This window comes from Bacillus sp. EKM420B (genome assembly GCF_011065565.1).
In the GTDB taxonomy this organism is placed as follows: domain Bacteria; phylum Bacillota; class Bacilli; order Bacillales; family Bacillaceae; genus Bacillus; species Bacillus velezensis.
The window spans coordinates 134,380-159,399 of sequence record NZ_JAAMNX010000005.1; the positions used below are offsets into that span (position 1 = coordinate 134,380).

Here is a 25,020-nt window from a genome sequence, read left to right on the forward strand (position 1 = left end):
GACAGACAAATTTCTTGGAAGCGATCATTTTGTCCGAAGAATGTTTCCGCCTCTCCTTTTATACACTGGAGGGGAAGAGGTGATGACATGATCAGCGTCAGTTTGTGCGTTATCGTGAAAAATGAAGAGGAGGTGCTTGCGGGCTGTCTTGATTCCGTCAAAGACATTGCGGATGAAATTGTGATTGCTGATACGGGCTCGACCGACCGGACGAAAGAAATCGCGGCCCGTTATACGGATAAGATTTATGATTTTGAATGGATCGATCACTTTGCGGCCGCCCGTAATTTTGTGTTTTCGAAAGCGGAAATGGATTATATTCTGTGGCTGGACGCCGACGATATGCTGACGGAAAAGGACCGTGAAAAGCTGATTGAACTGAAGGCGTCGCTTTCAAAAGAGGTGGACGCGGTATCCATGTATTATCACGTCGGCTTTGATGATCGGGGAGAGGTCAGCTTCAGATACCGCCGCAACCGTCTCGTCAAGCGGGAAAAAGGGTTCCGCTGGATCGGAGCCGTGCATGAGTATCTGGAAGTATACGGAAACATTATAGAAACCGATATCGCCGTCACACACCGCAAATCCGAGAAAAAGCACTCGCCTCCCTCAGACCGCAACCTGAGGATTTACGAGAAAATGGCGGAAAACAGTGAAACGATGACACCTCGCGATTTATTTTATTTCGCGAATGAATTAAAGGATCACGGCCAGTATCAGCGCGCCATTACGTATTATCATCATTTTCTTTCCACTAAACAGTGCTGGATCGAAGACGAGATCAGAACGTGCCAATATCTATTCGATTGCTACAGGGCGGTCGGCCATGAAGAGGCCGCCATGACGTCTCTCTTAAAATCATTTTTGATTGATTGTCCGCGGCCGGAGTTCTGCTGCAGGCTCGGCGACTATTTTGCGGAGAAACGGCAATACCGGCAGGGCGTGTTTTGGTATGAGCTCGCCCTATCCGCCACATACAGCGATTCAGGCTTTACCCAGCTCGAATATTCCACCTGGTATCCTCATCTGCAGCTCTGCGTCTGCCACTGGCAGCTCGGCGACAGAGAAAAAGCGAAGATTCATAACGACAAAGCCGCCTCCTATCACCCGTCACATCCGAGCGTCCTGTATAATCAAAACGTGCTCGGCACATAACATCAAAAAAAGAGCTGCCCCCTGTAAGAGGGCAGCTCCTTATTCATTACGCCGTCGGAATACCTCCGCTGACACTGTAGATCTGAGATGTCACATAGCTCGATTCTTCTGAGGCCAAAAAGACATAAATCCCTGCAAGCTCCGCGGGCTGGCCGGCACGCTGTAATGGCACGGCCGGTGTTTCCTTGCCGAATTTCGGAATGTTTTCACCAGGCTGTCCTCCGGAAATCTGAAGCGGCGTCCAGATCGGCCCCGGCGCTACAGAGTTGACTCTGATTCCTTTATTCGCCAGCTGCTTTCCTAAGCCGACGGTAAAGCCGATAATGGCATGTTTCGTCGCGGCATAATCCAACAGCATCGGGCTTGGATTATACCCTTCTACGGACGTTGTCGTGATAATAGACGCGCCTTCCGGCAGATACGGAAGCGCGGCTTTGACGAGCCAATACAGCGAGAATACGTTGACTTCAAATGTTTGATAGATTTGTTCTGTAGTAAGATCGCTGATATCATCCACTGCCTGCTGTTTGCCGGCGACAAGAGCGAGCGTGTCAAGACCGCCAAGCTCTTGATACGCTTTTTCCGCCAATTCTCCGCAAAACGCTTCATCGCTTAAATCTCCCGGCAGCAGAACGGCTTTTCTTCCCTCTTTTTCAATTAACGCTTTCACTTCTTCTGCATCCGGCTGTTCCTCAGGCAGATAGTTAATGGCCACATCCGCCCCTTCCCGGGCATAAGCAATTGCGGCGGCCCGGCCGATACCTGAATCGCCGCCGGTGACGAGGGCTTTTCTTCCCTTCAGCTTGCCGGCTCCTTTATAGCTTGTTTCACCGCAATCCGGCACAGGCTTCATCTCTTTCTGCAAACCGGGCGGTTCTTGATATTGTTTTGGAAATTCATCATGATCATATTTCGTCAGCGGGTTGTGCAGATTTACATCAGACATACAAGACTCTCCTTTATCATTGGTGATGTATTCGTATGTGTACCCCTGAGCATGACGGATCAAACGTGTAAGTGCAGTTTCCGCTTGATAAAGGGAAAACAAAAAAGGAGCCCGTAAGCTCCCCTTTTTTTATGATTCTCCGAGAACGTTTTCAGCCATTTTCGCTAAATGCTGGGCGCTTCCTGAAATCTCCTGCATCGTGGCAGAAATTTGTTCAACCGCCGCCGCTTGGCCGTCCGTGTTCTGGTTGATGGATTCAATTGAGTCCTCCAGCCCTTTCAGCAGGCTGTGGATTTTTTTCGTAATCTGGTCAATTTGGCCGACATTGTCTTTTGAATGAGTGGCAAGCTTGCGGATCTCATCCGCCACCACGGAAAAGCCCTTGCCGGATTCTCCTGCTCTCGCGGCTTCAATGGCCGCATTCAAACCGAGCAGATTGCTTTGATCCGAGATGCCCTTGACAGTGACGGAAATGTCGGCGATTTCTCCCGCGCTTTCACTGACTTGTTTCGCCTGAGCGGAAATTCCGGTCATCTGTGCTGAGAAACCGCTGATAGATTCTGAGATATCCGCGATCGCCGAAGCGGTCTGTTCCACGACGGCGGACAGGCTTTCAGCGACATCATGAAGCTTGGCTGATTTTTCAAGGCTCGTGCCGAGACCGACGCCGCCGATGACTTTTCCGTTTTCATCATGAAGCGGAATCGCTCTGGCGATCAGCGGAAATCCGAACAGCTCTTTCGGCACCATGCTTGTCTTCTTCTGATTCATGCGGATCGCGTCTGTAATGATGTCCCCTTTTTGCAGCGGATCTCCCGGCTTTACATTAAGAGAAAACGTTTTAGCCGGAATATTCACGATTAATTTTTCTGTATCATAAATTCCGATGGTGATGTCATCTTGGATCAGGCTGTTTAAAAAAGGCGCAACTTTGACAAAAGCGTCAAGCAGGCTGTGCGTTTGCTGCTCCGTCTGTATACTCATTTCTTTCACTCCTTCTTAATATGGGAATTGACGTTTTTCATGCTGAACCGAAATCCATTTCAGCGTGGTGAATTCTTCAAGGCTCCATTCGCCGTTCAGCCTGCCGAGACCTGATTGTTTCTCGCCGCCGAACGCAACGTTCGGTTCATCATTAATGGTCGTATCGTTGACGTGAATCATGCCGGTTTCGATCCGCTTAGCAAACTCAACGCCCCGCTCCACGTTTGCCGTATGCACGGCTCCGCTTAAACCGAACGGTGTCGCGTTTGCGATGCTTACCGCTTCATCCTCCGTTTCAAACGGCATGATGCAGACGGCCGGTCCGAACAGCTCCTCCTTCGCGATGCTCATCTCAGGTTTCACATCTTTTAAAATGACGGGCTCAGCGATCGTTCCGCTGAATCGGCCGGACAGCACCGGAACCGCTCCCTCTTCTATCGCTTTTTCGACAGACCGTCTCAGACCTTTCGCCTGTCTCTCATTGATTAAAGGACCGATAACCGTATCAGGGTCCATCGGATCGCCGACTTTCAGCGATGACACTTTCGCTTCGTAAAGCTCTGTAAATTTGTCATATACAGATGTGTGAACGAGCACGCGGTTCGCCGACATACAGATCTGGCCTTGATGCGTAAACCGGCTGAATACGGCCGCATTGACGGCGTATTCAAGATCAGCATCCTCAAGCACGATCAGCGCGCTGTTTCCGCCAAGCTCCAACAGCGGTTTTTTAAAGTGTTTGACCGCAAGCTGTCCGATATAGCTGCCCACTCCGGTTGAACCTGTAAATGAGATTATCCGCGGCACGGGATGCTCAACAAAGCTGTCGCCGATCTCCCCGATATCCGTCACGATGACATTCAGCAGCCCGTCCGGTACGCCGGCCGCTTCAAAAATTTTCGCGATAAGCGTTCCGCCGCAGATCGGCGTTTCTTCATGAGGCTTCAGCACGACGCCGTTCCCCGCGCCGAGTGCCGGCGCAACAGATTTCATCGAAAGGAAAAACGGGAAATTAAACGGGCTGATCACCCCCACGACTCCGGCGGGTATTCTGTACAGCCTGTTTTCTTTTCCGTCAATCGTGGACGGGAGAATTTTCCCTTCCATCCGCACCGGAAATGTTGCGGCTTCTTTTATCATATTTTTGACAAGTCCGATTTCAAACTCAGCCTTCAGCCGTGTTCCGCCAAGCTCCTCCATGATTAAGTAAATAATCGCTTCTTCGTGCTCTTCAATGAAAGAAACGGCTTTTTCCAAAATGGCCCGCTTTTTAAAAGGGTTTACTTTGTCCCATTCTTGTTTCGCAAGAGCCGCGGCGCGATATGCCGCATCCACGTCATCAGGCGTCGCTTTTCGGAATGAGGTGATGACTTTTTGAGTATAAGGATTTCTGTTTTCCAATACGTTCCGGCTGCTCCCATCCCTCCATCGGCCGCCGATAAACTGCTTATTTAGTTCTTCATATTGAAACATGTAAACATCTCCCTTTCACCGAAACTTGAAATTAGTTGATGAGTCATCTTTTGTATCGGTCTTAAGGTGAGAAAATTGAACTATTTCACAATAAAATTCCCTTTCCTTCCGTGCATCGACGCTTTTTAGCTTTGTCCTTTTAAAGTGGAAAATTCTTTAATTGACTGCGGGAAATTTCGACAATATAATACAAACGTCAGTGTATATAATGATAAGAATATTATGAATTTTCAGGAGGACCCATATGTCTTTACTATTTCGGAAAAAGCCGCTGGCCGACTTAAAGGCCCAGAGCAAACAGACCAGCCTGTCCCGCTCGTTAAGCGCTTTTGACTTGGTTTTGCTCGGAATCGGCTGTGTTGTCGGCACGGGGATTTTTGTGATTACCGGGACTGTGGCCGCGACAGGCGCAGGACCGGCTTTGATTCTGTCGTTTGTGCTCGCGGGCCTTGCCTGCGCGCTCGCCGCGTTTTGTTATGCGGAATTTTCTTCATCCATTCCGATTTCAGGCAGCGTATATACGTATTCATATGTCACTCTCGGGGAGTGTCTCGCGTTTTTAATCGGATGGGACTTAATGCTTGAATATGTCATCGCGCTCGCCGCCGTCGCAACCGGCTGGTCATCTTATTTCCAGTCGCTTCTTGCAGGCTTCGGGCTGCATCTTCCGGAGGCGCTGACCGCCGCACCCGGCAGCAAAACGGGTGCCGGGTTCAACCTGCCGGCCGTTATCATTATTTTGGTCATTACCGCGATTGTTTCCAGGGGCGTGAAAGAAAGCACCCGCTTTAACAATGTCATTGTATTGATGAAAATTGCGATCATTCTGCTGTTTATCGTCGTCGGTTTCGGCTACGTGAAACCGGAAAACTGGTCGCCGTTTATGCCGTTCGGAATGAAAGGCGTCATCACGAGCGCCGCGACCGTTTTCTTCGCGTATCTCGGATTTGATGCCGTGTCAAACGCGTCGGAAGAAGTGAAAAACCCGCAGAAATCAATGCCGGTCGGAATCATCGGCGCGCTTGCCATCTGCACCGTCCTTTACATTACGGTATCGCTTGTCCTGACGGGAATGCTTTCGTACACCAAGCTGAATGTCGGAGACCCTGTATCTTTCGCGCTCCAATTTGTCGGCCAGAACAAAATAGCAGGCATTATTTCCGTCGGCGCGATTATCGGGATTACAACGGTCATGCTCGCTCTGCTTTACGCTCAGGTGCGCCTTACATTTGCGATGAGCAGAGACGGCCTCTTGCCCCGCATGTTTTCCAAGGTTCACCCGCGTTTTAAAACACCGTTTCAAAACACATGGGTGACGGGGATCGTTGCCGCCGGGATCGCAGGTTTTATTGATCTGGGAACCTTGGCGCATCTCGTCAATATGGGAACCTTGGCGGCCTTTACGGTCATTGCGATCGCCGTCATCGTTTTAAGAAAGAAACATCCGGAGATCAAATCTTCCTTCCGTGTTCCTTTCGTGCCTTTTGTGCCGATCATCAGCGCATGCTTATGCCTGTATCTCGCAAGCAGCCTGCCGGGTGTGACATGGCTCGCCTTTGTCATCTGGATCGCCGCCGGGATCGTCGTTTATATGATGTATTCGAGAAAACACAGTTTGTTAAATAAATAAAAAGGGAGGCTCTTTTTTCTGTTTGAGAAAGAAGAGCCTTTTTTGCACTTGATAATTCATTCACCTTATGAATAATATGGTGTATGCTTCGTTTACATAAAAAGGAGGAGAATCACTTTGGCAATTGCCGCCCCGCTTAAAGAAAAACCTGTCCATCGTCCCGAGACAACCATGTATTCTATTCTGTTCATTATCGGGATCTGTCATCTGCTGAACGATTCACTGCAAGCGGTGATTCCGGCGATGTTTCCGATTTTGGAACGTTCCATGAATCTTACATTTACGCAGCTCGGAATTATCGCCTTTACGCTGAATATGGTGTCTTCCGTGATGCAGCCCGTCATCGGCTGGTATACGGATAAACGCCCGATGCCGTATGCTTTGCCGCTCGGACTCACCGCAAGCATGCTCGGCATTTTAGGTCTCGCGTTCGCCCCGTCTTTTCTGACGATTTTATGCTGTGTCTTTTTTATCGGCCTTGGCTCCGCCGTCTTTCATCCTGAAGGATCGCGTGTCGCTTACATGGCCGCCGGCGAAAAGCGCGGATTGGCGCAATCGATTTACCAAGTCGGAGGGAATACCGGCCAGGCGATGGCGCCCTTGATTACCGCGCTGATTCTCGTTCCGCTCGGTCAATTCGGCTCTGTCTGGTTTACGCTAGTCGCCGCAATCGCTGTGCTGTTTCTCATTTATATCGCCAAATGGTATAAAGGCCGCCTTATTCATTTGCGCGCCGCAAGTAAAAAATCATCGGCCGCCGCTGTGCAGACCGTCATTACAAAACCGATTATTCTCGCACTTATCATGATTATCTTCTTAATTTTCGCGCGCTCCTGGTATGTGAGCGCGATCGGCAACTTTTATACGTTCTATGCGATGAATGCCTATCATGTCAGCATTCAGCAGGCACAGAGCTACATCTTCGTCTTTTTATTTTTCGGAGCTGTCGGAACGTTTCTCGGCGGGCCGCTTGCAGACCGTTTCGGAAAGCGGAACGTCATCATCGTTTCCATGACAGCATCGGCTCCCTTGACGATTTTCCTTCCGTTTGCGGGACCTGTCATCGCCTATGGCGTACTGGCGCTGATCGGCGTTGTTCTGATGTCCAGCTTCTCCGTGACGGTTGTCTACGCGCAGGAGCTTGTTCCCGGCAAAATCGGAACGATGTCAGGGCTTACGGTCGGGCTCGCCTTCGGAATGGGCGCGATCGGAGCGGTTGCGCTCGGAGCTCTTATTGATTCAGCGGGATTGACGCCGACCATGACAGCCGTCGCCTTTCTGCCCGTTTTAGGTCTGCTCGCCTTTGTCCTGCCGAGCGACAAAACATTAAAAGAATGGCATTCATAAAAAAATCCCTGCCGAAAAGGCAGGGATTTTATGTTTCAACCGTATAAAAATGAGTGTCAGGAACCGCATATTTCGGAATAAACCCGTCTCTGAAATCAGGAAACGCTTTTTGAATTTCATCAATCCATTTTTTTACGTTTTTGATGTACGGGACGTAAATCATACTGACTGTCGCCTCGTCATCAATGTGATAGTACCAGCAGAGATTGAATTCGTTCTCCGTGACGAGCGTAAAGCCTGAAAAATGATAAAAAATCAGCGGGGTGTCATTGACATATACAGCCCCGTCGCGCAGGCTGACGTCATATTGCTCAATATTCCACAGCGCCGCATTCGCGCCGATCGACTCCGTGACATGAACGTGTTCAAACTGCGCGGGCCACTTTTCAACATACCTTTGGTCACCGTATGTCTTTTTTTCTTCATTCATCTCCACCGTACAATAGGAGATGCAATCCTGTCTCCACTGCCAGACCGCCCGGTACGCTTCCCCGGTATTCCGCGCGCCGACAAACCCGGTGTTGTACTGCCCCGTCAGCTTGTAATAAGACGCAAACCGTTCTGAATTGCGGTGATCCGTCAGAAAAAGGGAAGCATCCGGCTTTTCCGCAAACAGCTCGCCCGCATCTGAGAAGAAAAAGAGATCGGTGTCCAAATGGGCAAAATATTCGGCTTCATCATACTCCGTCATCACATGAAACAGAAAAGCCGGCTTCAGCGTCCAGCAATATTCATGAAACGTCCGGCCGCCCTTTGCTTCAAGCAGCTCCGGGTCTTCCATTTCATGGAGCTGAACCGCCGTGACATGTTCCCACGGCACCTGCTGAAGCAGTTCGTACGCTTTCTGATCGACACACAGCACATACAGATGAAAATCCCGGCAATGCTCATGGAGAGAATGAATCATCGGCATCAGTTTAAAGATATGCGTTCTGGAAACAATGGTTGAAAAATGATATTTACTCACCATATCACATCCAATTTATTTAAGATCCACATGCAGTAAATCAGCAGTCAGCGCTTTAAACGCCCTTGCAAAGTGCGTGACGCCCAGCTTTTTTTCCGCTTTTGCCAAAAGCTTTCCGACCTCCGGCAGCTGGAAGCTGTTCGCCGTGATCCGCGGGCTTTTCGTCTTCCAGTCCGGATCGAGGTTGCGGTCTTTAACCGCGTGCAGCAGCTCGAGAAAAATGTGCAGCAGGCTTTCATATTTCTCATAATCAAGCAGCACCTCGATGTCTGCCATTATACTGTTGGTTAACTCCGCGTCAAACGGGCCGTTAAACGCGAGGTGCACGTCAAGCGAATGAATGTCATTGTACTTGTCGCACATGTACGCGATATTCGCCCTGATGTCATCAACGGAAGCACAGTTGCTCGGATGCTCCTGATGGACGCTCATGATATCGCGCCGCAGCTGAAAGCTCATTCCCGACTGATGAAGCCTGATGCCGAGATCATAATCTTCAAAGCCGTATCTGACAATGCCTTCATCAAACAGGCCGAGATCTGCCACGTGCTGCCTCTTAACTGATGAATTGTTCGTAATGAAAAAACGCCACGGCAGACGGTAGCCGTTCAAATCATCTCCGTATTTTTCCAAAATGCTTTTCAGCACCCGGATAAAGTCGGTATCTAAATCAAAGCATCGGTCAAGAAAGCTTCCATCTCTGATGTGACTTTCATCAAGGAGCGGCTCTTTATCGCCCGGCAGCTCTTCATACAGTTCGGCGAGTTTTTCCTTATGCTCTTTTTCAAAACGGTCATAATAAAAGCTGTAAATCCGCTTCCAGAACATACCGCATACGACAAGATCGTCCCGGTTCTCATGAGCCTTGATATGCTTCGCCACCAAATCCTTTTCGGCAAGCATGTCGCTGTCATGGAAAATCAAAATATCGCCTCTGGCATTGCGGACCGCCTGATTCCGGCCGTAAGCGATCCCTCTGTTTTCTTTAATTCTCACAAAAATCAGCGGAAAATTCGCGCTGAATGATTCAAGCATGGATAAGGTTCCGTCTTCCGAACCGTTGTCAGCCACAATCACTTCGAACGGCTCTGTGCATTCCTGTTCATTCAGGGACAGCAGGCTGTTATAAAGCCTCTCCTTGGAATTATATGCGGGAACAATGACGCTTGCCTTCACTTTTCGTTCACTTCCTGTATATGATCATTTATTTGTTATCATCCTCAGATGCAAAGCCGCTGAACTCCGGGCAGACGGCGCTGACCGTCCCGATCACCCGCTTCAGAATGTCCTGATAAAGCTGATGGACAAACGGCAGGTCGGTCCGGTCCGTCTCATGAATCTGCCGAATGTCGCCGGCTGTGACGATCCGGTATCCGCTGAAATGATAGAAAATCAGCGGATTTCCGTCTTCGAGCACAAGACGCCCATCCTTCCATGAAAACGTGTGGCGGCCGTAATTCCAATGGCCGATATTCACGCCGGGCGTGGTGATGTCACACACATTCGGGAACAGGCCGGACATGTAATCCAAGTAGCCTTGATCTCCGAATTTTCCTTCGCCCGGCGCATTTTTGCATTCTTCCAGGCAGCGTTCTTTCCACCATCTGAGACAATCTGTTCCGGCACTGTCGGTTTTGAAGCTGAGAAAACCGGAATTATACCGGCCTAAAAGACGCTGCAGCATGTCGATTTCCTGTTTTTCAAATGAGGGAATGACGATATCACCCCGTGACAGAAGCACCGAACAATCCGGCTGATTGTCAAAAATCGCGCGCGGATCAGCGAAGAAAAACAAATCGGCATCAATGTACGTGACACGCTCTAATTCCGGATGTCCGTCCAGCACGAATTCGAGAAATACCGGCTTCACCGTCCAGCAGTATTCGCTCTGATTCCTCGTCCGCTTCAGTTCAAGGAGCTCCTCATTTTCCAGTGCGGACACCTGAATCAAGGTGACATTATCCGGGCGCATTGCCTGAAGCACGTCATAGGTGTCTTGATCCATACACAAAGTAAAAATGGGGGCGTCCGCCTGAACCGCTTTCAATGAGCCGAACAAAGCGATAGCCTGATACAGCCTTCCTTTTGATAAAACTGTGCAATATGCGCTTGTCACGTCTTTCTCTCACCTCTGTTTCTGTTACTTTTGAAAAAAGGCTTTATACCATTCGATCGTTTTTTCCAATCCTTCATCAATGGTATGCGCGGGCGTCCAATTCAGAAGCTTCCTCGCCTTTTCCGCTGATAAATATTGGTGCTTGATTTCGTGGCTTCCCTGGTTGAGCACTTTCGGCTTGAGGTCACTGTCCATCGCCTTAAGAATTTTTTCTACAAGTTCCAGCACCGTCAGCTGAATCTCATTGCTGAAGTTGAACGCTTCTCCCGCAAGATTGAGCTCCTCCATCTTTTCCGCCAGCAAAAGGTATGCCTCGACCGCATCCTCGATGTAAAAATAATCACGGATAAATGTGCCGTCGCTGCGGATTTCCGGCGCTTCACCGTTCAGCACGAGCTGAATCGTCTGCGGAATAATCCGGTTGAAGTTCAAATCTCCGCCGCCGTACAAGTTGCCGCAGCGCGTAATACAGACCGGAAGTCCGTACGTATTAAAATATGTGTGGCTTAACAAATCGGCACAGCTTTTTGATACGTCATACGGATGTTTGCCCTGAAGAGGCATGTTTTCATCGTACGGCAGTGTCGGCTGGTCGCCGTACGCTTTATCACTGGACGCGACGATCACCCGTTTGATGAGCGGATGCCTGCGGCACGCTTCAAGGATGTTCCATGTTCCGAGAATATTGGCTTCAAATGTGGAAATCGGATTGCGGTTTGCGACGCCGACGATCGCCTGAGCGGCTAAATGAAAGACCGTGTCAATTTCATATTCGCCCAGCGCCCGCTCAATCACATCCAGATCTTCAAGCGCGCCCTGCACGATATTCATTTGCTTCACTTGTTCTCCCTGATACAGGTTCGACTTGGGCACAGTGTCACGGACAAGTCCCGTCACATTAGCCCCCTGATCGATCAGTTCCTTCACCAAGCAGCTTCCTAAAAGACCTGTACATCCCGTCACAAACACATTTTTATTTTTCCAGAAACTCAAACTTGATCACCATACCTTCCATACATGTTGTCCCCGGTCCCACATCTTGTTGATTTCCAGCAGGTTTTTATACGTATCGATCGCCGTCCAGAAACCGTAATGCCGATATACCGCCAATTCGCCGTCCTTTGCCAGCTCCTTCAGCGGTTCTTCTTCAAACATGACGTCCCTGTCTTTCGGCAGATAATCAAATACCTTCGGGCTGAGCACGAAAAATCCGCCGTTGATGATGCCGTCACTTGAGGTTTTTTCAGAAAAGCTTTTCGCCATACCGTCTTCAACCGTCAGCGTTCCGAATTGCGAGGTCTTTTCTATACCGGTGACGGTCGCCGCAGCCCCTTTTGATTGATGATAGCTGATCAGATGAAACAGGTTGATGTTGGCCAGTCCGTCCCCGTACGTCATAAGAAAGGTTTCATCACCGATGATGTCCTTCGCCTGTAGAAGCCGCCCCGCTGTCTGCGTGTGTTCCCCCGTGTCTAAAAAAGTGATTTTCCACGGCTCGGATGTTCCCAATATCCGCACTTCTCCGGTAGAGCTGTCCAGCGTCATGCTGTGATTCTTCCAGTCATAATCTAAGAAATATTCCTTAATCATCTCTCCTTTGAAACCAAGAAGCAGGATAAATTCGTTCACGCCATAGTATTGATAGAGTTTCATAATATGCCATAGAATCGGTTTGCCGCCTATCATGGCGAGCGGTTTGGGACGTTCATTGGTGATTTCGCTCATTCTCGTTCCTTTTCCGCCGCAGAGAATGACTGCTTTCATCTCTACCCCTCTTCTCTGTGAATATTGGATTCGAAACCGCCCGTATAAGAGAAACCAACCCGATAATTTGTCCGATTCTCTACCACCGGTTTCAAAATCTACTGTAAGATATGAGAGATTGGCGCCCTTTGTGACCAAAAGCTCTCTCTTTTTTCAGATTGGTGAAGATACACACAAAAAAAGAGCCTCACGGAAATTCCGTAAGGCTCTTTCTATTATTTATTATCCTGATTCAGCTTTTCTTTGCCGTAATGATATTTAGACGGATCAACCGGCGTAAAGTCGCTCAATTTGTGGAATCTGAGCAAGTCTTTGTACATCACGCTGTCAGACAGCTTCAGCTGCTCTGTGACTCTGGCTTTCAGGTTTTTCGTTTCCTGATTGCCGTTCAGTTCTTTCCCTGTCTTCGTATCGTATACGACATTGGAGATGGAAGTATATTTCGGCGTGACGTAATCTCCGTTGCGGAACGTCACCGTATCATCATGGTCTTTCGAGAAGAGATCGGTGCCGAAATTAATATATTTCTTAGAATCGATGCCTTCCAAGTGAAGGATCGTCGGCACAACGTCCATTTCACCGCCGTACGTATGGTTCACCCCGCCTTTTTTGCCGGGGATGCGAAGCATAAGCGGCACACGCTGATTCTGCGCGTTTTGATAAGGCGTAATTTCTTTGCCGAGAATTTCTTTCATCGCGCGGTTATGGTTTTCAGAGATTCCGTAATGGTCTCCGTAAAGCATAATCACCGAGTTGTCATATAAACCGGATGACTTCAGATCTTTAAAGAACTGTTCAAGCGCTTCGTCGAGATAACGCGCCGTCTGGAAATAGTCATCCACAGTCGCGTCGCCCGTTTTCGCTTTTTCGATCGTTGCGTCTTTTTCATCAAGCGTAAACGGATAATGGTTCGTCAGCGTGAGCAGATGCGCGTAGAACGGCTGTTTCAGCGACTGAAGCTTCGGTATAGATTCTTTGAAGAACGGTTTATCCTTCAGTCCCATATTGACAAGGTTGTCATCAGACATATCGTATGTGCTGGCGTCAAAGAATTTATCGTAGCCGATATGTTTGTAAATCTGGTCACGGTTCCAGAATGATTTGTAGTCACCGTGTAAAACGGCGCTTGTATAGCCCTCACTTTGGTCAAGGATGGCAGGAAGCGATTGATACGTGTTTTCCCCTTTTGTCACGAAGGCTGACCCTTCAGGCAGTCCGAACAGGCTGTTATCCATCATCAGCTCGGCGTCAGATGTTTTACCTTGGCCTGTTTGGTGGAAAAAGTTATCAAAGTACGTCATGTCCTCTCCGCCGCGGGCGAGTTTATTCAGGAACGGCGTGACTTCTTTTCCGTCAAGTTTGTAATTGATCAAAAATGATTGGAAGCTCTCCAGGTGAATCTTAATGATATTTTTGCCTTTGGCCTTGCCGAAATACTCGGCGTTCGGCTTCGCATAATGCGACGATGTGTAGTTTTCAACGCTCGTCAGGTCATCGCTGCTGGCATATGCCCGCTGTGATTCCGTCTGCGCCGTCTGTACGCCGTCATAAATCGTGTAATTATAAAGGCCTAAGTATTTTACAATGTAATTGCGGTCAAACGTTCTTGTCAGCAGCTCCGGGCGGTCCTCTTCGGCAATCGCCAGGTTCACGAAGAACAACACAATACCCGTCACGATAATTAATGACGTATACCGTTTTTTCAGCTTGAATTCCTTCAGCTCACGTCTCCACACCAGAAGCGCGATTAAAATAATAATATCAACAAAGTATAAAATATCATGGCCGGACATAATGCTGAAGATGCCGTCTCCCATATTTCCGACATTACCGGATTGCTTTAAGTTCGGGAATGTCAAGAAATCATCGAAGAATCGATAGAATAGGATATTTGCATACAAAATAAACGTCATGATGAAATCAATAATCACCATGATAATCGCTGATTTGCGGCCTTTCGCAAACAATGCCAGTCCTAAAAAGAAAATGGCGCTTGAGAACGGATTGATCACAAGCAGAAACTGCTGCGTCGGACCCTTCACCCCAAGGTTGAATTCAGCATGATAGGCTAAATACGTTTTGGCCCAAAACAAAATAATAGCCAGTACAAAAAAACTAAGTCTGTAAGAAAATAATTTCTTCATGGCAACCTCTACTTTCCTAAACACTTTAAATCTGTATTCTTACTTTTTGCTTCAATTCCTGCTTTCCGAGCAAAACGAAAGCATCACACAGCCCCATAAACACACCATTTTAAAAAACGATATATTTATCATTCGTGTCATGCCCATTGAACATCTTATCCCGCCAGCCATTAGACGCAGGATATCCGTTCTTCGTTTCACATTTTTTTCTGGCATTAAAAGGTACCGTATCAGACCCGGTCTGAAAATAGGAGATACCAAATATAAGAATAACACAAACTTCTAAAAACGAAAAATGAATATCAAAGACAGCCGCCCAACAGGCGGGCTGAAGTTATTGTATGCAAAGGGACTGAAAAACTTGAAGGTTTTTTTGGCTGATGTAAAAAAGGACCGGAGTCATCCAGTCCTTTCCCTGTCAAATTATCGCTTAGACCCTAAAGATATACAAAAATGCTTTCTTCACGTATACCTTTTGTTTTTTATAATCCAACCATGCAGCAGAGCTGGCATTTGTGACTGCTTAAACTGTTCTCCAACACTGGTCCTTAACGCGTCTTGCAAATTTCTGTTTCTCATTAGCGAAAAAAATTGTGAACTGGTTTCATCAAACCCGCCAATAAAGGAATTACCTACATGAAATGACACCCCATGTTGGTCTTTGGTCACACTATGCAGCAGCTGTTTAAATTCTTCCAGTGTTAAAGAAGCACGATATTGATCTTTTAAATAGGCTTCTTCCTCACGAGATTGCGCTGTGTTAAGGCCCTCTCCCAAACAGTCCCTGTCCAAGTCTACAATATAGATACATGATTGATCTGATAATAGATGGATGAGTGTATTTACAATAGCAATAGGATTCTTAAAGAGTCCAAAACATAGATGTATGAATATAATGTCTTGCTTCTTAGACACATATTGCATAATATTTTCTGCATTTGAACATATAAAAGATGCATTAATACCGAGTTTTTTTGCTGAAGAAATTGCTTGGGCAGAGGAATCAATACCTGTCAGTTCGATCTTTTGAAGCCGACTGTTCAAATATTGGATTACTTGCCCCTGTCCGCAACCAATATCTAATACTGAATACGGCTCTCTATTAAAATTACTGGAGTAAAATGACAGAAATGTTTCAATTGAAATACTTCTAATGGATGAGGTTTCCCTCTCATCATACCGAAAGCTCACTTTACTTTTCTTAGGATGAGAAAACCATGTTTGTGCTTGAATTCTGTTGGCTTCTGATTCTCTGACTATTGTTTCAATTTCCATATAACCGTGACACCTCCAAAGAGTTTACCACTCTGCTTGAGACATTGTAGGCGAAGATGTATTTATTTTCTTTTTGCTGACAGGACGAAAATACTGGATAGTTAAATTATGCACAATATGGAACACGGCTGCTGATAAAAAATCAAAGTGTGCAGCTATTACTGCTATTACAGTAAATACAGTCATATAAGGGGCTGACTTTACACCCCCAAGGGGAATATGGAGCAGTAAAAATCCTATTGAGCTTATAAACGTACACAATAAGACAGAATCAAAGAAGTGTAATTCAAATAGAAAGGGAATGTAAATTCTCCATATTAATTCCTCTGAAACTGCGCACAAAGGAAGGAACATCAATGTATCAAGTTTATTTACTTTTCTTTTAACAAATACAACAGATTTGTTTTTCCTCTTCCAGATAACATAAGGAAAAAAGAAACCTAGGGCACTGAATAATAAAACACCGTACGGATTATTGCTATGTATTAAAAAATAGTTACCATCTAAGAAGAAGATGCTGAAACATATAATTCCACCAACAATGGTGACAATATCATAACTGCGCTGCGGTGTTATATGACGCGTCAGTTTATATTCCCGAGTTCTATGCTTGATTTGATACATAACTGTTAGCTTAGAAACATAGGGACCCATCAAATGAATCAGGATCCCTATAAAGATGCATACCCTTAACTCCATCATGTTCCTGCAACTAAAGTATATATAGGGGCATCGTCTACTCCATTGTGGCCACCAATAAGATCCATGAGTTCATCATCTATAAACCCTCCGTATGGCCGGCTCTGGATACATTGGGCTGTAGCCAATAAAATCATATTCTGCATCAGATGACCCGCTTCAATAAATATAAAGCGATATGAACGATGGCCATATTTAAACCTTGATCTCCAAAAGCTAGCCGATATGATTACAGCGAAAGAAAAGTCCTTTACAGCTTCTTCTTGTAACATTATTCCTCCGAAATCCTCTTCAGAGTACTCACCTAGATGAACTAGACCCTTTCGATAGGGATCAAAATGATATAAACCTTTTTCCAAAGAATCCACCTTGTTGCTAACAACGTACAGATCCAACGGATAAAGAGCTCCGCCAGAAGGAATAGGGCGTCTAGGACCTTCAGGACGCTCTACTAATCCATAACTTCCCTGCAGAATGGTAGAAAGCTGTGCTAATGTTGTACTACCGCCGTTAAACTGTTCGATACTTCTCCTATTTTGAATAACTTCATCTAATGATGCACTTGTCCTTAATGGGGAAGGTAATGTAATCAATGGCAAGTCATCAAACCGTTTACCTGCATGCGTAGCGATTTTCTGTAATGTTGTAGATCTCATTAGGCCTGCTACTCCTGGCGCGTCCCACGCCATAGAGTTTCGATAAACTTTCGAAGCCTCAAACCAGTTCTCAGAAGGATCATCAAATCTTAGTTTTTCGTTGCCATAGACTACATCAACCAAATTAGTGGCATGCCTTTCAATCTCTTTCATTTTGTTAACCCCTTTCACCTTAGGATTTACGGGAATGGATGAGGTACTGGATTAAGTGTTTCGATTGTAAACGGCTCTGGTACTAACCCTAAATCGTAAGAATGTCTTAATATACGTTCTCCACCCAACATTCGTCCTCTGTAAAGAACATCTATAGGTTTAAACCCTGGAATGATGGACTTTACTACATAAGCTCCGGCATCTTTTATATCAGGACTTGTTAAATCAAATGTGGCTACTTTAAAACCTTTTTCATATAGGTGAATATTTAGATTATTCCAAAGTGCATCTGGAGAACTATCATCGAATGATTCAAATTGGTTTACATCAACTAAAGTGCTGTTGCTTGTAAGGAAATCCGCTTCCTTAACGATATCGGTTCCTGCGTAAAGCTTGATATGGTCCTCAAAACTATTGATATCCCTATTAAAATCCGCATTCACTAATGCGTTACCTAAGCGCTGTTCTGTCTTGACCCAAGTTCTTGTATACATACCTTCAATTGCTGCCTTTTCACAAGCCTTTTCTATCGAATAGGAGGAGGCGGCTCCAATTGCAAAAGGGGCTAAATTCGTATGAGGGTTTCTGACAACTGCCAGCACAGAAGGAATACCTGAAAATACAGTCATATCAACTAAGTGCAGCCGCAATGATGTTGGTTTAATATATCTTTCATAAAAGCGTTTTAATCTTGGAGAAGAATTCACATCAATCTGAGGCAAGCTCAGCTTGTTATACCAGGTAAGCATAAAAGCATCCCGTTCAATCGTTTCAAATAAACCGGATATTGCTGCTTCTACAAAGGTAATTCCGCAAGCAAGACCATTACTTGTAGCATGACCTATATTAGTGTCCCCAGGCCATTCCGTATGATTGGCGATATGGATTAGTTGCCCAGGGGTCCATACTTCTTCATTTGTTTTCGCATATGTCCCTTTTCTCCACCACAGCTTAGTATTTTCATTCCAAACTTCATGAGGAAATATAGGATCTTTGAATTGAGTTGGAGCGTACAATTCCCAATCTTTATATCCAATGAAACGCTTATTCTCCTTCTCTAATTCCTTTTGTGAGCCAAAACATACAACATCGGAATCCAATGGAAGATAAGCTGCACTATATCTTTCCACCGTTTCCCCAATAGCAGCTAGTCTTGCCGCAGCAGCATTATCCGATCCGCCTCCATTATAAGAATTAGAAGGGATTCCGAATAAAATTTCACTATCTGTCCCATGAGCACCGTACGAGTGTCCCCAAACGTCATCCACATCGCGTAATTTCCGATACTCTCTTCTCACTATACCTACATATGGATCAGCCAGACTATCAAGGATTTTCCATGAATCTTCTAATGTCGTCCATTTACTTATCATAATTATTTGGCCACCTCGCCGTGATACCATACTTGAGGAAACCCTGTGTCAGCGGCAGGAGAACACTTTTGGCATCTTGGTACTCTATATACACGATGATTATCAACTGAAACTCCCCTGTCATCCAAATTGACAGTTATAAAACCACCTGGAACGGCGCTTGGTGCATAATCTCTTAGTGTAATCCACTCTGTGACAAGATTATTCGCTATTCCTGCCTGTACCAAATGAACTGGCTGATTATATACCGGTTGTTTCGCAGCGTTGACTGGCTTGACCTTCATCAATTCTGAACGAAATACCTCATCTGAAAAGTTTGCTGATTTACGTAGGTTATAACAATGGAGACATGCAGACTTGTGCGGGATGAAAAATGGACCAACCCAAGCTGTCTGACCATCGTATGGAATAACACACAACCAAGGGACATGATCGTCTAATGACTGATCATTTACTTGTTCTAGTAGCGGGTCCAAATGCGAAGCTGCTACAGCAATACGTATAGAAGGCTTCTCATTATCTAATTTTTCTTTCCGAGCTATGTTTAACCCTGTTTCCTGCAAGCTATTAGTAAGGGTCATTGCTAGGTTATTTTCCCCATGGGCTACTACTTCCACCATGCCTGTCTTTAATCTATGTAAAATCTGGTTGACTTCCACTTGTCCCCCTGCCCTCTCATATGCCAAAAAAGCAGTCATGTCAAAATTCGAAGTTGATTGTATACACAATCCATTCGTCAGCAGGAAATCGAAGACGTTTCTTAACTGATCTTTCTCGAGATTAAACCTTTGATGCAGCTCTTCAATTGAGACTCCATTCTCACATATAAGGTATTCTGAAATTGCCTCAAAGAATTCAACGATTCCTTCTCCATCAACTTTTGTAATGGATTGTGCTTTAAAGCTTAACAGGCTTCCTTCCAATTCTCCCAAAGTAATATGGGGAGCTAATTTGAACCTTACAAACGTTTGAATGGATTGAGTTTGTTGAGACATGTGTATTCCTCCTTAATTAATTTGTTTATTTTCAAATAATTGAGCTGCATTTGGCGGATGCCCAATTATCTGTTCCAGAATATTAGTAGTTGGTTCTAGTCGGTCATCGGAAGACAGTATCTGATAATCTACCAACCATTCTATTAGATCCAATGGCATGTTATTTTGCATCAGCATACTAATCGCTTCCTCTTTATTTTTACATTGTAAATCTATCTGCATCTCCAAATCTTGTTCAAATATATCTTTGAGTCTTTCCATACTAATAACTTCCGCTCCGGTTAGGTCAAAGGCTTTCCCTGCGCGAACATTTACATCTTTTTTTGAGATTAAGCATGCAGATGCAACATCTTGAGTGGAAATCCAATTTACGCCTACCGGAGAAAAAGCAGTGAGCAGTATTCCTGTGGCTGCGGCCCATCCTCTATACAACTCGATTCCGATATCCAAAGGGGATGTTCTGTATAAAATACTTTTTTTATATTTTTGTAGTAACTCTGTTTCCACGTAACCTAATTCATCATTTAAATTATATCTCCGGTTTGAAAGTATGATTGTTTCGGCATCCAAGTCAAAAGAGTTGATGAAAGAATCACTTTCGTACTTTATTGATCCGCCTAAATCTACAATCTGCAATGGATAATCATGGAGCTCAGCCGCCTTATCCTCCAATATTTGTTTTAGGGGTTCCCTGACTCCCATGTAGTGAATTTTCACGTCCAATACCTCCTAATCAATAATCTCACTCGATTTATTTCAAAAAGATAAGCGAAAAGTAAATATGATCAAAAAAATCATTAATATGGAAAAAGAAGTTTTGATAAGTCCCCTTAAAACAACTGTCTTAACAAAAGGTAGGTTGAATCATAGCAGTTGGGACAATGCAGCGAATATAAATCAGCATAAAAGGTTAAGTTAGTAGGATTAGAAGATAAATACCCATAATCATACAGTTTAGAATTTCTTAAAAGCAAACAAAGGGATGGTGTCCTAAAAAAACAAATAAGATAATAGCGTATCACTTCCTCCTACCCTAATCCCCAGGATCAGGCCTGGTCATACCTCTACGACGAGATAATACAACGAGTTACGAATACACAAAATATCATTAGATCAATTATTAATTTTGTAATACTATCTGAAGAAGCTTCGGAAGTTTGCTGAGGTAATACAAAGAAGAGTAAACCTTTCGTAGGTGACACCAGAATCATTACAATACGAATGGGGGTGCAAAAATCCCTGAGTAAACCTAAGCTTTTTTCTGAGCAGTCGGGCAGCCCCCCCTTTTGTCCAACAGACAAAGCTCAAGCTCCCTTGAAGTTTTACATTTCCTGTTAAAAATCCTCCCAGAGACCCGATCAGCCTATGCGATTCGCCTGAATTGGCATTGCTTTAACTTCAAACAACGTTTCCTTTTTCCTAACAAATTGGGTTATCCTACTTAAAAATAGTATTTATTCCCATAACCCTATTAAAACACATACTATCTCTCTGATCAAATATAAAATTCAGAATTATTAATTTTCATTTTTAACTAAATTTAGAGTGATTCAGCTTCTTAAACCAAATTGCTCATTATAAATTCATTATCTATGTCACAACAAAATTCCATATTTAGGTTGACAATATTGTCCATATAAATCACAATATGGTACATATCGATGAATTCTTTGTCGATAAATTTTATGGAGGAGGTAACAATCATGACTCAAATTAAAGTGCCAACTGCTCTAATTGCAAGTGTACACGGAGAAGGTCAACATCTATTCGAGCCAATGGCTGCACGCTGTACCTGTACCACAATCATCTCTAGTTCATCTACGTTCTAACCTCTAAGACAAATAGACCAATAAGATGATTCTTATTGGTCTATGCTTCTTTATATTAAATTTCAATTAATTCTACTGAATGTAATGAAGCCCCCTCTTCTTGCAGTATACGGTATGTTGTTTTATCCATTTTGCCTCCTGTAATTTTAACGTTTGCAATATCACAAGATTCAAATCGAATATTAATTAGATTGCAGTTCGTAAAGGATACTTTCTTTAGATAGCAGTTCTTGAAGAACGTATGCAGGATGGAGGTGTCTGTAAAACTGACTTTTGGCAGGTGACAACCAGTATAAAGCATATACTCAAGTTTACATGTGTCATAATTTGACTGGCTGAGATCACTTTTTTTAAATGTCGATTCTATGATGGCGGAGTCTTCACATGAGAAATTCTTGAAGTAGCAGTTTTTGAAGACAGAGTGTTTGACATCGATATTCTGAAGAGTTGCACTTTTAAAGTCACTGAGATAGTACTCGGCATTTACCGGCTCAAAATCCTCCGTTTTTTGCAAATTCTTATTTACAAACGTCTTTTTTTTGAGTTTTAATACATTGGATTTATCTATATTCAGGTCACTGGTATCGATCGCCAAGCTTTTGGATTCTATTTCGCGTATAAGCAACTTCTCAATGTCCAGCTTTGTCATACCCTCTGCTTCCAGGCTAATACTTCTATCATGAATCTTAGTTAAAAGCTCCGTTTTTTTTCTGTTCAATAACGAGTTTTTTTCATACTTTTTAAATTGAGCCTCGACATACAGTTTTAGTTTTTCACTAATCATTTCCCGCTCTCCTTTTAGTCCCAGCTGCGTTTTAATATCTTAATTCTCACGGAGGTTTAATTTCTCGCCATTTTAATGTAATGTCTGTATCCAATTAGAGAAACTATAAATCCTAGTATTGTATAGCCCAGTACAACAAATGTTACCCATACTAGACTTTCTCCTCCCGATATCGTCGAGACCGATTGAATTAACCCTTGATGCGCCCAGTACTGAGGAAAGAGCATTCCAATAGTTTGAAGATAGCTTGGCAATTGATCATAAGGAGTCCATAAACCACATACAACAGCGGTACCTAATGCAATCACATTTGTCATGACCAAGCCGGTATTTTCAGTCTTTGCAAAGACTGAAATAGCAACTCCCCAGGATGTAACTAGTAAAGATATCAACACAACAACCCACAAATACGCCGGAAAATTATTAATTTCAATATCGTACAGAAATATTCCCAGAACGGAAAGGAGAAGAATTTGCATAAAAGTTATGACTAAAAAAGGGATACTTTTTCCTAAGAAGAAGTTATAAGGCTTTAAAGGAGTACTTGCCAGTCTTGATACAATTCCTTTTTCCCGATCCTTTACAAAACTTATAACGATGGAGATAATAATGAATGTTGAAAAGAATACGCTCATGCCGGTTACAGATTGAGAAGCTACTAAAGTTTTGTTTGCACTGTCTGTCGTAAATAGCTCAATCAGCAATATGATGGACACAATGGGTAATATAATCGTCCAAAAAAACAGAGACTTATCCTTTAACTGTTTTAGCGTTTCAATTTGAGCGAGCGGTAACATGATAAATTCCCCCTTTATTCTTCATCACGCAAATCAGTGCCGGTAAGTTTAAAGAATACATCTTCTAATTTTGGCTTATATAAAAACAACTGATGAGGCACAATATTGTTTTCCTTACTGACCCTAATTAAGCGCTCCATGGTTTCTAAAGGTTCTTTGGTTTTTATTATCAACCCCGAATTAACGACTGAAAACTCAAAACCATGGCTCTTTATTAATTCAGGAGACAATGAGGAGTTAAACATAATAGATGATTCTTCATGTCGTTTAAGCAGTTCATTTATTTCTCCTTCATCGATAATTTGCCCTCTGTCGATAAAAGCTACATAGTCACAAAGAGTTTCAATCTCTTCCATGTAATGACTCACATAAATAATGGTTTTACCGGCTTTTTTGAGTCGATTTACGATTTTAAAAATGTAGCGGCGTGATTGCGGGTCCACACCTACCGTCGGCTCATCTAGAATAATTAAGTCTGGATCGTGCATTAATGCACACCCGATATTTAAACGGCGCTTCATTCCTCCAGAAAAGTTCTCCACAACGTCGTTTGCCCTTTCTAACAACCCGATATCTTCTAACAGTTTTTTTGTTGTTTGCTTTAGTTTTAAGCCATTCAGTCCGTGTAACTTTCCAAAAAATTCCATATTGGTTTTTGCGGTTAATTTTTCTTCAAGGCTGATATCCTGCGGAACATAACCCAGCCTGCCATTTTCCTTGCCGACAAATTCAACCTTACCGTCATATTCCCGGATGATGCGCGAGATGATCTTAATTAAGGTAGATTTGCCGGATCCGTTCGGTCCAACAAGTCCATAGCAGACTCCTTTCGGAATTGTTAAAGCAACATTGTCCAAAGCCAGAGTCGTGCCATAGCGCTTACTTATAAGTTCAACTTGCAGCATTTACACCATGCCCCCACTGTTATTTATTTTAAATATGGATTCAATCGTATTAATGTACTCCTTGTAGGCTGCTTTCCCTTCTTTCGTGATCTGAACAATAGTCTTCGGCTTTTTGGATACGAACTTCTTGGTTAGTTCTATATAAGCTGCATCTTCTAACTTTTTCAGATGCGAACCTAAATTCCCATCTGTGATGTCTAATGACTTTTTCAGGAAAGTAAAATCACATTGATCATAAGTCATCAATAAACTCATAATTCCCAACCGCACTTTGGCATGTATTAAATCATTGATATTGTTAACATTACTCATTTCCTTGCCCTTTTCTTTTCAAAATCATTCCTGTAAGTAATAGGCTGCCTCCGCCAATAAATGCAAAAACAATATTCATTGCATCAGGAAATAGACAGAATGTAAGCATACCGAGTATGCTCAGCCAAAATCCCATAACAAAAATCTCTTTTGTTAACACGATGCCTAAGAATATGTACATAATAGACACCATTAAAACAATCAAAAACGATAGAAATTCTCCTGTTCGCGGCAATAATCCCATTAAAAACAGGAAAACAAAAATGCATACCACTAATATGAATCCAATCCAAGCATATTTTAATTGATTCTTTAAGAAAGTGGGCATAGGATCAAATTGTTTCTGCTTAAGATATGTCTTCAAAGTCAGTATCCATCCTAGTACTGCCAGTATTAACCAGACACAAGCAAGGACTACAGAAAGTACCTTAAATAAAGAAACGGAATACGCAATAATCCATATACAGCCCCAAATAATGAAATATGGACTGGTTTGCCTTGAGTACTCAGTCTTGTAATTCGTCAAGACTTTGATATGAGATAAGTTTTCAGCTATCTCTGATTCACGAAAATTCTGATTTGACATAAGACAGGCTCCTCTTTTCGCAAAGTACTTTGTGAAACAGAGTATATTCTAATTCCATATATTTGTAAAGAGGTTTTATTCAAAATAGGCGCAACTATTTAGTCTTGGGAACAGCAGATGGGACTCTTTG

At 44.0% G+C, this 25,020-nt stretch carries 24 protein-coding genes; 4 read left to right on the top strand and 20 right to left on the bottom strand.

What is annotated here, in order from left to right; genetic code table 11:
- The first annotated feature begins 87 nt into the window (after nt 1-87).
- Nucleotides 88-1,155 carry a tetratricopeptide repeat-containing glycosyltransferase family 2 protein gene (locus G9F48_RS15760; protein ID WP_165409766.1) on the top strand — a complete coding sequence of 356 codons (1,068 nt, stop codon included), beginning with the start codon at nt 88-90 and terminating at the stop codon, nt 1,153-1,155.
- 46 nt (nt 1,156-1,201) lie between these two features.
- Here G9F48_RS15760 and G9F48_RS15765 read toward each other — a convergent pair whose 3' ends face one another.
- The 3 genes from G9F48_RS15765 to G9F48_RS15775 all read right to left on the bottom strand — a co-directional run bounded on the left by G9F48_RS15765 (nt 1,202) and on the right by G9F48_RS15775 (nt 4,558).
- Complete coding sequence (locus tag G9F48_RS15765; protein ID WP_156736063.1) at nt 1,202-2,101, bottom strand: SDR family oxidoreductase; 900 nt, start codon at nt 2,099-2,101, stop codon at nt 1,202-1,204.
- Nucleotides 2,102-2,230: 129 nt separating this feature from the next.
- Nucleotides 2,231-3,085 (bottom strand): methyl-accepting chemotaxis protein, encoded by an 855-nt coding sequence (locus tag G9F48_RS15770; protein WP_003155664.1) that lies wholly within the window; start codon nt 3,083-3,085, stop codon nt 2,231-2,233.
- A 15-nt stretch (nt 3,086-3,100) separates the two neighbouring features.
- Nucleotides 3,101-4,558 (bottom strand): aldehyde dehydrogenase family protein, encoded by a 1,458-nt coding sequence (locus G9F48_RS15775; protein WP_165409767.1) that lies wholly within the window; start codon nt 4,556-4,558, stop codon nt 3,101-3,103.
- A gap of 244 nt (nt 4,559-4,802) precedes the next feature.
- Between G9F48_RS15775 and G9F48_RS15780 the strand changes: the two genes are divergently transcribed.
- The gene (locus G9F48_RS15780) at nt 4,803-6,188 is read left to right on the top strand and encodes an amino acid permease (protein ID WP_094247172.1); all 1,386 of its coding nucleotides are present in this window, start codon (nt 4,803-4,805) and stop codon (nt 6,186-6,188) included.
- A gap of 117 nt (nt 6,189-6,305) precedes the next feature.
- Nucleotides 6,306-7,535 (top strand): MFS transporter, encoded by a 1,230-nt coding sequence (locus G9F48_RS15785; RefSeq protein WP_103527075.1) that lies wholly within the window; start codon nt 6,306-6,308, stop codon nt 7,533-7,535.
- Between the two features lie 28 nt (nt 7,536-7,563).
- Here G9F48_RS15785 and G9F48_RS15790 read toward each other — a convergent pair whose 3' ends face one another.
- The 12 genes from G9F48_RS15790 to G9F48_RS15845 form a co-directional block, all read right to left on the bottom strand.
- A complete protein-coding gene (locus tag G9F48_RS15790; protein WP_003155671.1) occupies nt 7,564-8,502 on the bottom strand; it encodes a putative nucleotide-diphospho-sugar transferase in 939 nt (312 codons plus the stop codon).
- A gap of 15 nt (nt 8,503-8,517) precedes the next feature.
- Nucleotides 8,518-9,678, bottom strand: a complete 1,161-nt coding sequence (locus G9F48_RS15795; protein ID WP_103527076.1) for a glycosyltransferase family 2 protein — start codon at nt 9,676-9,678, stop codon at nt 8,518-8,520.
- Nucleotides 9,679-9,706: 28 nt separating this feature from the next.
- Nucleotides 9,707-10,618 carry a putative nucleotide-diphospho-sugar transferase gene (locus G9F48_RS15800; RefSeq protein ID WP_070081488.1) on the bottom strand — a complete coding sequence of 304 codons (912 nt, stop codon included), beginning with the start codon at nt 10,616-10,618 and terminating at the stop codon, nt 9,707-9,709.
- Between the two features lie 24 nt (nt 10,619-10,642).
- The gene (locus G9F48_RS15805) at nt 10,643-11,611 is read right to left on the bottom strand and encodes a GDP-mannose 4,6-dehydratase (protein WP_012117042.1); all 969 of its coding nucleotides are present in this window, start codon (nt 11,609-11,611) and stop codon (nt 10,643-10,645) included.
- Between the two features lie 6 nt (nt 11,612-11,617).
- The gene (locus tag G9F48_RS15810) at nt 11,618-12,382 is read right to left on the bottom strand and encodes a glucose-1-phosphate cytidylyltransferase (RefSeq protein WP_003155676.1); all 765 of its coding nucleotides are present in this window, start codon (nt 12,380-12,382) and stop codon (nt 11,618-11,620) included.
- A gap of 215 nt (nt 12,383-12,597) precedes the next feature.
- Entirely contained in the window at nt 12,598-14,526 is a 1,929-nt protein-coding gene (locus G9F48_RS15815) for an LTA synthase family protein (RefSeq protein ID WP_165409768.1), read from the bottom strand.
- A 462-nt stretch (nt 14,527-14,988) separates the two neighbouring features.
- Nucleotides 14,989-15,801: a class I SAM-dependent methyltransferase gene (locus tag G9F48_RS15820; RefSeq protein ID WP_165409769.1), complete on the bottom strand. Its 813-nt coding sequence runs from the start codon at nt 15,799-15,801 to the stop codon at nt 14,989-14,991.
- Nucleotides 15,802-15,825: 24 nt separating this feature from the next.
- On the bottom strand, nt 15,826-16,500 hold the full coding sequence (locus tag G9F48_RS15825; RefSeq protein ID WP_231932023.1) for a CPBP family glutamic-type intramembrane protease: 675 nt from the start codon (nt 16,498-16,500) through the stop codon (nt 15,826-15,828).
- Entirely contained in the window at nt 16,500-17,309 is an 810-nt protein-coding gene (locus tag G9F48_RS15830) for a SagB/ThcOx family dehydrogenase (protein ID WP_103527079.1), read from the bottom strand. Before G9F48_RS15830 ends, G9F48_RS15825 begins: the two co-directional genes overlap by 1 nt.
- 26 nt (nt 17,310-17,335) lie before the next feature.
- Nucleotides 17,336-18,682: a YcaO-like family protein gene (locus tag G9F48_RS15835; protein ID WP_103527080.1), complete on the bottom strand. Its 1,347-nt coding sequence runs from the start codon at nt 18,680-18,682 to the stop codon at nt 17,336-17,338.
- 2 nt (nt 18,683-18,684) lie between these two features.
- Nucleotides 18,685-19,677 (bottom strand): TOMM precursor leader peptide-binding protein, encoded by a 993-nt coding sequence (locus G9F48_RS15840; protein ID WP_103527081.1) that lies wholly within the window; start codon nt 19,675-19,677, stop codon nt 18,685-18,687.
- Between the two features lie 12 nt (nt 19,678-19,689).
- Complete coding sequence (locus tag G9F48_RS15845) at nt 19,690-20,394, bottom strand: hypothetical protein (RefSeq protein WP_103527082.1); 705 nt, start codon at nt 20,392-20,394, stop codon at nt 19,690-19,692.
- Between the two features lie 986 nt (nt 20,395-21,380).
- Here G9F48_RS15845 and pznA point away from each other — a divergent pair.
- Complete coding sequence (pznA, locus tag G9F48_RS15850) at nt 21,381-21,506, top strand: TOMM peptide plantazolicin (RefSeq protein ID WP_157662605.1); 126 nt, start codon at nt 21,381-21,383, stop codon at nt 21,504-21,506.
- A gap of 55 nt (nt 21,507-21,561) precedes the next feature.
- On the opposite strand, the gene G9F48_RS15855 is transcribed toward pznA, so the two are convergent.
- Genes G9F48_RS15855 through G9F48_RS15875 form a run of 5 tightly spaced genes read right to left on the bottom strand, consistent with a single transcriptional unit; the run spans nt 21,562 to nt 24,890 of the window.
- Nucleotides 21,562-22,290 (bottom strand): pentapeptide repeat-containing protein, encoded by a 729-nt coding sequence (locus G9F48_RS15855; RefSeq protein ID WP_103527083.1) that lies wholly within the window; start codon nt 22,288-22,290, stop codon nt 21,562-21,564.
- A 56-nt stretch (nt 22,291-22,346) separates the two neighbouring features.
- Nucleotides 22,347-23,087 (bottom strand): ABC transporter permease, encoded by a 741-nt coding sequence (locus G9F48_RS15860; RefSeq protein WP_077721926.1) that lies wholly within the window; start codon nt 23,085-23,087, stop codon nt 22,347-22,349.
- A gap of 14 nt (nt 23,088-23,101) precedes the next feature.
- Complete coding sequence (locus G9F48_RS15865; protein ID WP_103527084.1) at nt 23,102-23,992, bottom strand: ABC transporter ATP-binding protein; 891 nt, start codon at nt 23,990-23,992, stop codon at nt 23,102-23,104.
- Entirely contained in the window at nt 23,993-24,304 is a 312-nt protein-coding gene (locus tag G9F48_RS15870) for a winged helix-turn-helix domain-containing protein (protein WP_007609957.1), read from the bottom strand.
- On the bottom strand, nt 24,297-24,890 hold the full coding sequence (locus G9F48_RS15875; protein ID WP_077721924.1) for a hypothetical protein: 594 nt from the start codon (nt 24,888-24,890) through the stop codon (nt 24,297-24,299). Before G9F48_RS15875 ends, G9F48_RS15870 begins: the two co-directional genes overlap by 8 nt.
- Nucleotides 24,891-25,020 lie beyond the last annotated feature (130 nt).